Here is a 12,081-nt window from a genome sequence, read left to right as displayed (position 1 = left end):
AGTTTGGCTGTTTAATCATTGGTAAAATGGTAATATGAACGAATGTTTGTGGTAGAATAGCGTATTTATAAACTTGAAAATAATAAAAACCTCTTGTAAAACGCTTACGAGTAATATATACTTTTACTAAATCGATTTACTAAACCGATTTAGTAAAGAGTTCTAGGAGAAGATAGATGAAGAAGACGACAATAGCGGATGTTGCAAAACATGCCAACGTATCAAAAAGTACAGTTTCTCAATATTTGAATCAGCGCTATGACTATATGGGGGAGCAAACGAAAAAACGAATTGAAAAAGCAATTGAGGAGTTGAACTATAGCCCTAACATTTTGGCAAGGGGATTAAAGCAAAAGTCTTCCACAACGATAGGGGTTATTGTAGCGAATATTTTACATGTGTTTTCTACTCAGGTTATCCGAGCAATTGAAGATTTTTGTAATGAAAAGGATTTCCACGTCATTGTTTGTAATGCAGACGATGACCCGGTTAAAGAAAAACGATATATTGAAATGCTTCGAGCAAAGCAGGTAGATGGCATCATCGCATTTCCTACTGGAGAAAACGTCGAATTATATAAAGGAATAATTGAGGGAAATTATCCAGTAGTATTTATGGATAGATTAATTCCTGAGATTCCCATTAATACAATTTTGCTGGATAATGAACAGGCAGCATTTTTAGCAGTTGATGAGTTTGTGAAAAAGGGACATGAACGCATAGGAGTGGTTTCTCCTCCGTTAACTCAAAAAGTTACACCAAGATTTGAACGGATTCAAGGATACAAAAAGGCCTTGGAGCACCATGGTATCCGGGTTGAGCCGACTTATATTTTAAGTGGAGAGATAGAGGAGATGCATAGAAAATTAAAAGAAATGATGTGTTTACCTATACCGCCAACTGCATTGCTTGCAATAAACGATCGTACGCTAATTGAAATATTAACATACACAAAAGAAGAGCAGCTGCGGATACCGGATGATTTGGCATTAATTAATGTCGATGATGTATCTTTTGCAAGTATTTATAATCCTGCACTGACAACAATAGCCCAACCGGCGTTTGAAATGGGAAAAAAAGCAGCAGAAGTTCTATTTGATTTGATGCATGACAAAAGTTTATCTACCGACACGAAAGTATATCGTTTTAAACCTGAGTTAATCATAAGAGAATCTTGTTGAAGAAAGGTGATCAGCCGTGAAAAATATTATTAACACAGTTGCATTAGAAGTAAAGGAAGTATTAGAAAAAGTTGATTCCAATGAAGCAATCAGACTAGCAGAGGAAATCGAGCGTGTAAACCGGATATTTATAGCAGGGACGGGACGGTCTGGACTAATTGGCAAAGTAGTAGCTATGCGATTAATGCATAGCGGCTATCCGGTTTATGTTGTTGGGGAGACGATAACGCCAAGTATCGGTTCGGATGATTTACTGCTTATTATCTCGGGGTCGGGAAGTACCAGCTCACTTATAAATTATGCAAAAAGGGCGAAAGAGATAGAGGCAACAGTCGCATTAGTTACAACAAATAGAGATTCGAAGATAGGAAGTATAAGTGATTATCTTATTATAATTCCCGCAGCAACTAAGAAACGTTTGGAATCTGAACCAACTACAATCCAACCGCTTGGAAATCAATTTGATCAGTCGGCGCACTTGCTGCTTGATGCAGTTGTTATATATCTTTTAAAAAATAATCCAGATAGAAACAGCCATACAAGTTTGGAGCAAAAACATACAAATCTAGAATAATAGGGAGTGTCCATGAATGAATTTAATCGAACAAATTCAACAAAGTAAAATAGTAGCTGTCATTCGAAACGCAGATGAGAATAATATTGTTCCTATTCTTAATGCTTTACATGAAGGGGGCGTTCAATCAGTCGAGATCACTGCTGAAACTCCAAATGTTTTGCAAGTAATTGATACCGCTGTCAAACATGTGGGAGATAAAATAAATATTGGTGCCGGAACAGTGCTTGATCCGGAAACTGCAAGATCTGTCATTATGGCGGGAGCGAAATTTATTGTATCTCCAACATTGAATATCGAAACGTTAAAGTTAACAAATCGCTATGGAATCTTAAACATACCCGGAGTCCTGACTCCAACAGAAATTGTGACTGCTTATGAAAGCGGTGCCCAAATGGTTAAAGTTTTCCCGGCCAATGCATTCGGACCAAATTATGTAAAAAATATCCTTGGTCCATTACCGCATGTGAAGGCGATGGTTACTGGTGGAATTACGCTTGAGAACATAAATGAATACCTTTCTAAAGGAAGTATAGCTGTTGGAATAGGAAGCAATCTTGTAAACGCAAAGCAATTAAAGAAAGCTGAAGATTACGAACACTTAATACAAACAGCAAGAAAGTATGTAGAAAAGATAAACGAGCTAGAGGGATAAATACTAATATTAATAAGGAGGCTTATCACATGAAAAATTGTAACTATACTTTTATTCTGATCATTTTTATATCACTTGCTGTTCTATTGGCTGGTTGTAATACCAATGATATAGAAGTTGAGGATGATGGAAAAATAAAATTGATTACAGCACATAACCAGACGTCACCTGATAATCCCTACCAGGTCGGTTTACTGAAGTTTAAAGAGATAGTAGAGGAAAAATCTGATGGGAAAATAGAGGTAGAAGTGCATGCGGGTACAATTGGTACAGAAGAATCGCAGCTAATTGAGAAGCTGCAGCTTGGTGCAGCCGATCTTGTAGTCGTGTCGCCTGGTCTTATGACACAAACAGGAATTCGAGAAGTAGATATTTTTTCTGCTCCATATTTGTTTAATAGTTATGATCATTGGTTAAGAGCAGTTGATGGAGAAGTTGGGGAAGAAATGGCAGCAATTATCAATGAAAAATCCAATAATTCTTTTAAACTAATAGGCTATTGGTCAGCTGGGGTTAGACATTTCTACGGGAAAATTCCTTTGGAAACGGTGGATGATCTGAAGGGTCTTTCTCTAAGAACACAAACGTCTGGAGTTATATCTGATTTCTGGAAGGAAACTGGTGCAATCCCTTCATCTATATCATGGGGCGAATTGTATCAAGGTTTGCAACAGGATGTTGTTGACTCTTCAGAAAACGCTTACCCGTTTTTTGTGCAACAGGCACATCACACTACCTCTAATGGTAAGTATATAACGGAAACAGCTCATGATTACACGACCAGACTCGTCTTATTTAATGGAGAAAAATTTGATAATTTCCCAGAAGAATATCAAGAAATTATTTTAGACGCAGCTGAACAATCTGTAGTCGCAGAGCGTGAAGCAACGAATGCACAGGATATCGAATATAAAGAAAAAGCTATATCTGATGGAGCGATCATCAACGAGATTGATAGGGAGCAATTTATTGAAATTGCAAGGCCAATCCTGGATGAATTTGTAAAAGAGATTGAAGCTGAAGAATTATTGCAGAAGATAAGAGAATTAGAGTAAATAATTGAAGGAGGTCATATCATGAAGCGTTTCGTAAACATACTTGAAAAAGTACAAATCATTACTGGTGTTATATTTCTATGTATATTCTTTTTCATTATTATATTGCAAATAGTCACCAGACATTTGGGTGTATCTGTCATTTGGACAGAAGAGGTGGCGAACTATTCCTTTATTTGGGCAGTCTTTATGGGGGCTGCAGTAATGGTGAATCGTAGAGAACATTTTAATTTTGATTTCTTAATCCAAAAATTGCAAGGGAAAAAAAGAATGTCCTTAAGTGTATTTAATGATTTGGTTCTCATCGTTTTTAATATTTGTATATTTTTGCTAGGTTTGCAAGTTGTAACAGAGTTTTGGAATTATACTTGGGCAACAATACCAGAAATGAAGATGGGATATGTCTGGTTAGCTATCCCAATCATGGCAGGAACGATGATTATTTATTCAGTGTCCCATTTAATTAATCATGTCCAGGCAGTAAAAGTGAAGGGGGTAAGTGAATAATGGGATTTTTATTACTCGGCTTATTTATTATATTAATGATTGTTGGTGTTCCAATAGCATTTGTTATCGGGATAGTCGCTTTGTTAGGTATCTTTGGAATCCCTTACACACCTGAGGCTACCGTGCCAATGTCCATGGTTAATGGGCTGGATTCATTTGTTTTGCTTGCGGTTCCGTTGTTTATATTAGCTGCGAATTTAATGAACTCTGGTAAAATCTCAGAAAAACTTATCAACCTTGCTTTAGCAATTGTGGGACCAGTTCGCGGGGGACTGGCACATGCAAATATTCTTGTATCGATGATGTTTGCTGGTGTATCTGGTGCAGCACAAGCAGATACTGCCGGTGTTGGGAAAATACTGATTCCGAGTATGCTTCAAAAAGGATATGATAAGGAAACCTCTGTTGGGGTCACAGCAGCATCATCAACAGTTGGAGTCGTTATACCGCCAAGTATTCCAATGATCATCTTTGCAGGTCTAACGAATGCATCAATTGGAGCGTTGTTTCTTGGTGGAATTATACCTGGTATTTTAATTGGCTTAGGAATGATGGTTTTCGTCTACTTCATGGCAATTAAACGGGATTATCCTAGAGATGCGCGTGTTGAGTTTAGAAAGTTCATGAAGTTATTGATAGAGGCTATCCCAGCACTGCTAACTCCAATCATTATCATTGGGGGGATTATTACAGGCTTCTTTACTGCTACGGAAGCTGCTGCAGTAGCTTCCGTATATACACTACTTGTTTGTATGTTTTACTATAAAACGTTACACGTAAAAGACTTGCCAGGTATTTTAATGGATACCCTCGCACTGAGTTCTTTATCTTTATTTGCATTAGCTGCAGCAAGTGCGCTAGGAGAATTAATGAGTTATTATCAATTGGGATCGCTTGCGCAGGAGTTCTTTACGAATAATGTAGGAACAGAGTGGTTATTTATTATTATCGTGATTGCATTCTTCTTGTTTGTTGGAACGTTTATGGATGCAATTCCAGCAATGATTTTATTTGTCCCTGTCATTCTTCCGACAGCATTGCAGTTTGGAATTGATCCGGTTCATCTTGGGTTGATTGTCGTTATTACATTAGCGATTGGATTAATTACGCCACCTTATGGATTATGTTTATTACTTGCAGCAAAAATTGGAAATATGTCCATTGAGAGATCGTTTTTAGCAGTTATTCCATATATTGCAATAATTTTGATTGTGTTACTGTTTGTTGCATTCTTCCCGGAAATTGCATTTTTTATTCCAAAAGTGATTAACCCTGGATTATTTTAGCAATAGTTAATAGTTTATGAGGAGAGATAATAATGAAAAATAAACAGAAGCAGATGGCTGCTGAAGCTTCTATAGAATTTATAAAAGATGGGATGACAGTCGGACTGGGTTCTGGCTCCACCATCAACTTCATGCTTGAACAGCTTGCTGAACGTGTGAAAGAAGGCCTTAAAATTAACGGTATACCTTCTTCTTTAAAAACAGAACGATATGCGAAACGATTAGGAATCCCGTTGAGTGATTTTTCAACAACGACAAAGATTGATATAGCGATTGACGGGGCTGACGAAGTGGATCCAAACCTCCATCTCTTAAAAGGTGGTGGTGGATCACTTGTTAGGGAAAAAATTGTTGATCGAGCAGCTGATAAGCTTATTATTATTGTTGACTCATCAAAGGTTGTATCTAAATTAGGTGAATTCCCGCTCCCTGTTGAAGTACTGCCATTTGGGTTTGAGGTGACAACGGAGCAAATTTCAGCAGCTGGATGTGTCGCGGTTTTAAGGGAAAAGGATGGACAGCCATTCGTATCAGATAATGGAAATTATATCTTAGATTGTAAGTTTGACAGTATTGAAGACCCACAAGCACTGCATGAAAAATTAAAAAGCATCACAGGAGTTGTCGAAACTGGTTTATTTCCGCAAATGGCTCATAAAGTGATTGTTGCAAGAGAAGGAACGGTTGACATTTTACAAAGGTAAGTGTCAAGAGGAGGTAGCTGAAATGAATGACGTGATTACAATTGGTGAGGCTATGATTGCATTTAGCCCACAATCAACGGGACCAATGAAATTCGTAAATATGTTTGAGAAAAAAGTTGGTGGAGCGGAGTTAAACCTAGCAATTGGTTGCTCGCGCTTAGGGCTGAAAGCAGGTTATATTAGTAGATTAGGTAACGATGAATTCGGTAAATATATTTATAATTTTGCCCGTGGTGAAGGGATAGATATGTCACAGGTAAAGTTAGTGGATGGTTATCCTACATCGTTGAATTTTAAAGAAATTATGGAAGATGGAAATGTCCGGACATTTTATTATCGTGATAAATCTCCAACACTAGCAATGAAGCCTGAAGATTTGTATGAAGAATACTTTAAGACTGCAAAAATACTCCATATAACAGGTATTTATCCGGCAATTGGTAAAATTAATATCGATGTTATCTATAAAGCAATCGAATTAGCGAAGAAAAATAACTTGCTAATTTCTTTTGACCCAAATATAAGGCTTCGGATGTGGAGCAAGGAAGAGGCAAGTCAAGTGCTAGCTGAAATTCTTCCACATGTTGATATCTTGTTAGCTGGGGATGAAGAAATGGATATTATTATTGGTGAGAAGAATCCTAAAGCTATCATTGAAAAGACGAAAAAAATGGGAGTTACTTATATAGCTGTAAAGCAAGGTGAAAATGGCTCTGTCGGCTATTACAAGGGGGAAATTGTTGAAGCGCCACCTGTAAAATCTAACAAGGTTGTTGATACGGTAGGAGCTGGAGATGGTTTCAATGCAGGTGTGCTTTATGGAATTTTGAATAAGTGGCCACTTGAAAAAACATTGCATTTTGCCAATACGATTGGTTCGATGGTTGTTAGTGTTGTTGGCGATAATGAAGGATTGCCATATTATGAAGATGTTCAAGGGAAACTAGGTGAAATTGAACGTATCGAGCGATAGAAATGAGGTGCAATAATGAAGCTACAATTAGCATTAGACAGACTTACTGAACAAGAATGTTTTCATTTGATGGAAGAAGTAAAGGAACATATTGATATTATTGAGATAGGGACGGGTGTTATCAAAGAGTATGGCATGATGATTGTAAAAGAAATGCGAGAGCGTTATCCAGATAAGTTAATCCTTTCAGATATGAAAACTTGTGATGCAGGCAGGCATGAAGCGTACCAGGCTTTTAAAGCCGGTTCAGATATAATGACAGTTATGGCATTATCGTCTGACTTGACGATAAAAGAGGTGTTGCACACAGCTGAAGAGATGGGGACTCAGGTGATGGTTGATTTGCTCGAGGTACATTCAAAGGAACGAATTAAAGAACTTGAACAGCTAGGTGTAAGGCTTGTTAGCCTTCATATTGGGAAAGACAGACAAGCAGAAGGAGGTTTTACAACCGATTTGTTTTCTCTAGTAAAGGGATCACCGTTAGAAATAGCGGTGGCAGGTGGGATTAATTTGGAATCACTGCCTGAAATTATCGAAGAGAAACCAGATATCATCATTGTCGGAAGTGCGATAACAGCAGCAGATAATCCAAACCTTGTAGCTTCGGAAATGAAAAGGATAATCAATCAATATTAAAGTTTTATTATAAAGTAAAAATTTGGTTTCATTAATATTGAAAGAGAATGATGAAAAGAAGCTGATTGCTGGAGTTCTAAGTGCTTTAATATTTTATATAAAATTGTTGTAATTGCTTAAGAAAAACAGTTCTGGGACAGGTACTCGTCCAAGACTAATGAGACAGTCTACAAGGAACCTGTCCCTCCGTCCATTTTCCACATTAATTTCTCCACTATTTTAAAACAACTGTTTTAAGTGATTTCCCCAGCATTTTATTCAATATTTTATTATTTCATACCATAGTTGTTTATCATTAAATATTAAGAACTAAAGGAAAATATGTATTTAACAATTGGCATAAACTATAAATTCGCGGTACATTTTTTCAATAGCAATATAAAAAGGAACAAATGACGTGATACCCAAGCCATGTGTTGTTAACTCCTCTGTGGTTGTTACGTATATATTATAAGGCGACATTTGTGCAAGTTTGTTATTTTGAAGATTGGTAATGGTGATAACCGTTACCCCCTTTGCGTTGAGTTGTTTAGTTTTGGATGCGATTTCAGGTGTGTCCCCTGATAAAGAAATCGTAATGACAACATCTGAGGCATTCATACCACGGTACATTGCATCAAATTCTACTTGATCATGTATAAGGATAAGATATGTCTGAATTATGGAAAACATACGCTGACATTCAGCTGCGCAAAACTGTTGAGCCGTTCCAGTTCCATGTATAAAAATACGATTAGCATTTAAAAGTATTTCACTAATACTTCGAAAATCGACTGTATTTAAATTTTTAAATGTTTGTAATATATCAGAATGGAGTGTTTCGCTTAAATTTCCAGTATGATATTCAGATTGGCTCTCCCATTTTAAAAATGTTTTAAATTCACTAAATCCGTTAAAATCTAACTTTTTGGCAAGTCTATGAATAGATGAACGAGAAACAAAACAAATATCTGCCAACTCATTGATACTGAGATTATAGCATTTATCCTTATTACTTAATACATACTGAAGGACGGACAAATCATTTTCATTCAGTTTTTCATAATTCTAATTAATAAGCATTACTAGTTTCATTGAGTTCTCCTACCTTATCATTAGAATTACTTCCATTATAGCATTTCATATTTACACTGGGAAAATTCCCACTTTTTGAATGCGCTCTCATACTTATCATTTCCTTCCCTAATGGCTCTAATCCTATTGAATCGGCCCATTGCCAACACTATACTAAATGTATCAATGAAAAATGATAGAATATTTTTCGTTGACATCCATCACATTGAAGGAGGCATACGATTGTAGAAAGCCAATGAAAAGTTATTCTTAGAAAATGTTTATCAATAGATTTACATGGGGGTGTAAATTATGAAGGCGGTTCGAAGATTTGGAAGCGCAATGATTGTGCCAGTTCTCTTGTTTCCATTCTTTGGTATTATTGTAGGTTTAGCTACCCTTTTCAAAAACGAAGCTGTCATGGGAGAATTAGCAAACCCTGATGGGCTTTGGTACCAAATATGGTCATTGATTGAAAATGGCGGTTGGACAGTCTTCAATCAAATGGAGCTGGTTTTTGTAATCGGTTTACCGATATCTTTAGCCAAAAAAGCACCTGGTCGAGCGGTCTTAGCAGCTGTAATGGGCTACCTGACATTTAACTACTTCATTAACGGTATTTTAGATATTTGGGGGCCAGCGTTTGGTGTTGATTTTGCAGCTGAGGCTGGTGGAACCAGTGGATTAAAAGAAATTGCAGGAATTAAAACATTAGACACTAATATAATTGGTGCTATCTTTATTTCCGCTATCGTCATTTGGCTTCATAATCGTTACTATGACAAAAAGTTACCAGAGGCTGTAGGTATTTTCCAAGGTACTCCTTTTGTAGTAATGATATCATTTGCAATTATGGCACCGTTAGCATTTTTTACAAGTTGGTTATGGCCAATGGTACAAGATGGTATTGCTTCTTTGCAGGGATTTTTGGTTTCATCTAAGTATATAGGTGTGTGGCTATTTCATTTTTTGGAACGTATTTTAATTCCTACAGGACTACATCACTTTATTTATACCCCGTTTGAATACGGCCCAGCAGTCATAGATGGAGGAGCAAAACCATATTGGATTACTCACTTAACAGAGTATTCTCAGACAACCGAGTCCCTAAGAGATATTTATCCAGGCGGTGGATTCTTACTACAAGGAAATATTAAAATGTTCGCTTCCATAGGTATTGCTTATGCGATGTATCACACAGCAAAACCAGATCAACGTAAAAAAGTAGGTGCATTACTGCTTGCGGCCACATTAACTGCTGTATTTGCAGGAATTACAGAACCACTTGAATTTACTTTCTTATTCATTGCACCATACCTATTTGCAATTCATGCTTTATTAGGTGCAACAATGGTTACAATAATGTATGCTTTCGGACTCGTAAGCGGTAACATGGGAGGTGGTCTCATTGAAATTGCTGCAACTAACTGGGTTCCGTTAATGGGTAATCATTGGGGTGTATATCTCACTCAAATTATCATCGGAATAATATTCATTTTCATATATTACTTTACGTTCAGGTTCTTAATACTAAAATTTGATATCCCAATGCCTGGACGAGATGATAAAAATGAAACAACTCTTTATACAAAAGAAGATTATAAAAACAAAAAAACAGGGGAAGCATCTGGTGAGCAAGATGATTCTGTAAATAATGATTATGCGACCAAAGCAGATGTTTTTTTAGAAGGACTAGGTGGTGTAGCTAATATTGTAGACATCACAAACTGCGCAACGCGTTTAAGGGTCACTGTAAATGATGAAAGTATAGTTAAAGAAGATGCTTACTTCAAAGAGCTTGGTGATGCTCACGGTGTGGTAAGAAATAAAAAAAGCATTCAAATTATTGTTGGATTATCCGTTCCGCAGGTCCGTGATTCAATCGATCAAATACTAAATAAGAATCAGTAAAATTTTAAGGAGGAAATAAAAATGAGGAAATTTTCTATTACAATTGCTGGTGGAGGTAGTACATTTACTCCAGGTATTATATTAATGCTTTTAGAAAACCTTGATCGTTTCCCAATTAAAGAAGTGAAACTTTATGATAACGATAAAGAAAGACAAGCAATAATTGCTGGGGCTTGTAAAGTATTACTAAAAGAAAAAGCACCTGAAATAAATTTTGTTGAAACTACTAATCCTGAAATAGCTTTTACTGGCATAGATTTTGTTATGGCACATATCAGAGCCGGAAAATACGTAATGCGTGAACAAGATGAAAAAATACCTTTAAGACATGGGGTAGTTGGACAAGAAACCTGCGGACCAGGTGGTATTGCATATGGAATGCGTTCAATTGGTCCAGTCATTGAACTTGTTGACTATATGGAAAAGTATTCACCTGATGCGTGGTTCTTAAACTATTCGAATCCAGCTGCAATTGTCGCAGAAGCAACGCGAAGATTACGTCCAAACTCAAAAATATTAAATATTTGCGACATGCCGATTGGAATTGAAGAATTAATGGCATCTTCCATTGGTTTATCTTCTAGAAAAGAATTGGATGTAAAATATTATGGTCTAAACCACTTCGGTTGGTGGTTTGATATTAGAGATAAAGAAGGAAATGATCTGTTACCCGAAATTCGAGAGCATGTATCTAAGCATGGCTATGTAACAACCGATAAAAGTAAACAACATTCCGAGGCAAGCTGGAATAGCACATTTGCCAAAGCGAAAGATGTCCAAGCACTTGATCCTGAGACAGTTCCAAATACCTATTTAAAATATTACTTCTATGCAGATGATGAGGTTGCTCACTCTAACAAAGAGTATACAAGAGCTAATGAGGTAATGGATGGTCGCGAAAAATTTGTGTTCGGTGAATGTCAAAAGATTATTGACAATCAAACTGCTAAAGATACAGAACTTGAAATTGATGAACACGCTTCGTTTATCGTTGACTTAGCACGTGCCATAGCTTATAACACGAAAGAACGTATGCTTCTAATCGTTGAAAACAACGGTGCTATCAATAACTTTGATTCTACAGGGATGGTAGAAGTACCTTGTGTTGTAGGAAGTCAAGGTCCCGAACCATTAACAATGGGAAATATCCCTCGTTTTCAAAAGGGATTGATGGAACAACAAGTAGCAGTTGAAAAGCTTGTTGTAGAAGCTTGGATAGAGAACTCATATCAAAAACTATGGCAAGCATTGACACTTTCAAAAATTGTTCCTAATGCTAGAGTGGCAAAAGAACTGCTAGATGATCTATATGAAGCTAACAAGGAGTTCTGGCCCGAATTATCTTAAGTGTACCATTACAAATGTGATAAAAGAGTAAGTTTAAAAAATCGAAGAGAGGTATTAATTAATGTAGGTGAATCTACCTCTCTTCATATTTCTAATATTTTATTAGCTGTAGTTTATCCAGTAAAGGAGCGGGGAGAGGAATCTAACAGCTCATCATACAGTTGATTAGACTTTTCAATCAGCTGATCACTATATC

12 protein-coding genes are annotated in these 12,081 nt (G+C 36.6%); 11 read left to right on the top strand and 1 reads right to left on the bottom strand.

Features of this window, described 5'->3' with window-relative positions:
* Positions 1-176: 176 nt before the first annotated feature.
* Genes SPD53_RS18470 through hxlA form a run of 9 tightly spaced genes read left to right on the top strand, consistent with a single transcriptional unit; the run spans position 177 to position 7,574 of the window.
* The gene (locus SPD53_RS18470) at positions 177-1,181 is read left to right on the top strand and encodes a LacI family DNA-binding transcriptional regulator (RefSeq protein WP_336253419.1); all 1,005 of its coding nucleotides are present in this window, start codon (positions 177-179) and stop codon (positions 1,179-1,181) included.
* Positions 1,182-1,197: 16 nt separating this feature from the next.
* The gene (gene hxlB, locus SPD53_RS18465; RefSeq protein WP_336253418.1) at positions 1,198-1,755 is read left to right on the top strand and encodes a 6-phospho-3-hexuloisomerase; all 558 of its coding nucleotides are present in this window, start codon (positions 1,198-1,200) and stop codon (positions 1,753-1,755) included.
* A gap of 16 nt (positions 1,756-1,771) precedes the next feature.
* Entirely contained in the window at positions 1,772-2,410 is a 639-nt protein-coding gene (locus tag SPD53_RS18460) for a bifunctional 4-hydroxy-2-oxoglutarate aldolase/2-dehydro-3-deoxy-phosphogluconate aldolase (RefSeq protein WP_336253417.1), read from the top strand.
* Between the two features lie 29 nt (positions 2,411-2,439).
* Entirely contained in the window at positions 2,440-3,465 is a 1,026-nt protein-coding gene (locus SPD53_RS18455) for a TRAP transporter substrate-binding protein (protein ID WP_156855219.1), read from the top strand.
* Between the two features lie 21 nt (positions 3,466-3,486).
* Positions 3,487-3,972, top strand: coding sequence for a TRAP transporter small permease (locus SPD53_RS18450; RefSeq protein ID WP_156855218.1), 486 nt, complete (start codon positions 3,487-3,489; stop codon positions 3,970-3,972).
* Positions 3,972-5,258 (top strand): TRAP transporter large permease, encoded by a 1,287-nt coding sequence (locus SPD53_RS18445; RefSeq protein WP_156855217.1) that lies wholly within the window; start codon positions 3,972-3,974, stop codon positions 5,256-5,258. The genes SPD53_RS18450 and SPD53_RS18445 overlap by 1 nt, the downstream gene beginning before the upstream one ends.
* 32 nt (positions 5,259-5,290) lie before the next feature.
* Positions 5,291-5,962, top strand: a complete 672-nt coding sequence (rpiA, locus tag SPD53_RS18440; RefSeq protein ID WP_156855216.1) for a ribose-5-phosphate isomerase RpiA — start codon at positions 5,291-5,293, stop codon at positions 5,960-5,962.
* Between the two features lie 22 nt (positions 5,963-5,984).
* Positions 5,985-6,935: a sugar kinase gene (locus tag SPD53_RS18435; RefSeq protein ID WP_336253416.1), complete on the top strand. Its 951-nt coding sequence runs from the start codon at positions 5,985-5,987 to the stop codon at positions 6,933-6,935.
* 15 nt (positions 6,936-6,950) lie between these two features.
* Positions 6,951-7,574 (top strand): 3-hexulose-6-phosphate synthase, encoded by a 624-nt coding sequence (gene hxlA / locus SPD53_RS18430; protein ID WP_156855214.1) that lies wholly within the window; start codon positions 6,951-6,953, stop codon positions 7,572-7,574.
* Positions 7,575-7,901: 327 nt separating this feature from the next.
* On the opposite strand, the gene SPD53_RS18425 is transcribed toward hxlA, so the two are convergent.
* Positions 7,902-8,609, bottom strand: a complete 708-nt coding sequence (locus SPD53_RS18425; RefSeq protein ID WP_336253421.1) for a MurR/RpiR family transcriptional regulator — start codon at positions 8,607-8,609, stop codon at positions 7,902-7,904.
* Positions 8,610-8,939: 330 nt separating this feature from the next.
* Between SPD53_RS18425 and SPD53_RS18420 the strand changes: the two genes are divergently transcribed.
* Together SPD53_RS18420 and SPD53_RS18415 are read left to right on the top strand one after the other, a co-directional pair.
* Positions 8,940-10,538 (top strand): alpha-glucoside-specific PTS transporter subunit IIBC, encoded by a 1,599-nt coding sequence (locus SPD53_RS18420; protein WP_336253415.1) that lies wholly within the window; start codon positions 8,940-8,942, stop codon positions 10,536-10,538.
* Between the two features lie 15 nt (positions 10,539-10,553).
* Positions 10,554-11,885, top strand: coding sequence for a 6-phospho-alpha-glucosidase (locus SPD53_RS18415; RefSeq protein ID WP_336253420.1), 1,332 nt, complete (start codon positions 10,554-10,556; stop codon positions 11,883-11,885).
* Positions 11,886-12,081: the final 196 nt, after the last annotated feature.

Origin of the sequence: Oceanobacillus sp. MO10714A (assembly GCF_037072045.1) — a bacterium.
Taxonomy (GTDB): Bacteria; Bacillota; Bacilli; order Bacillales; family Amphibacillaceae; genus Oceanobacillus; species Oceanobacillus indicireducens.
This window is presented reverse-complemented; position numbering and strand designations above follow the sequence as displayed.

Excerpts from the sequence above, each read along its gene's own strand:
- SPD53_RS18470 (WP_336253419.1), top strand. The coding sequence starts at position 177 with ATGAAGAAGACGACAATAGCGGATGTTGCAAAACATGCCAACGTATCA.
- rpiA (WP_156855216.1), top strand. The coding sequence starts at position 5,291 with ATGAAAAATAAACAGAAGCAGATGGCTGCTGAAGCTTCTATAGAATTT.
- SPD53_RS18445 (WP_156855217.1), top strand. The coding sequence starts at position 3,972 with ATGGGATTTTTATTACTCGGCTTATTTATTATATTAATGATTGTTGGT.
- SPD53_RS18460 (WP_336253417.1), top strand. The coding sequence starts at position 1,772 with ATGAATTTAATCGAACAAATTCAACAAAGTAAAATAGTAGCTGTCATT.
- SPD53_RS18455 (WP_156855219.1), top strand. The coding sequence starts at position 2,440 with ATGAAAAATTGTAACTATACTTTTATTCTGATCATTTTTATATCACTT.
- SPD53_RS18420 (WP_336253415.1), top strand. The coding sequence starts at position 8,940 with ATGAAGGCGGTTCGAAGATTTGGAAGCGCAATGATTGTGCCAGTTCTC.
- SPD53_RS18435 (WP_336253416.1), top strand. The coding sequence starts at position 5,985 with ATGAATGACGTGATTACAATTGGTGAGGCTATGATTGCATTTAGCCCA.
- hxlA (WP_156855214.1), top strand. The coding sequence starts at position 6,951 with ATGAAGCTACAATTAGCATTAGACAGACTTACTGAACAAGAATGTTTT.
- SPD53_RS18450 (WP_156855218.1), top strand. The coding sequence starts at position 3,487 with ATGAAGCGTTTCGTAAACATACTTGAAAAAGTACAAATCATTACTGGT.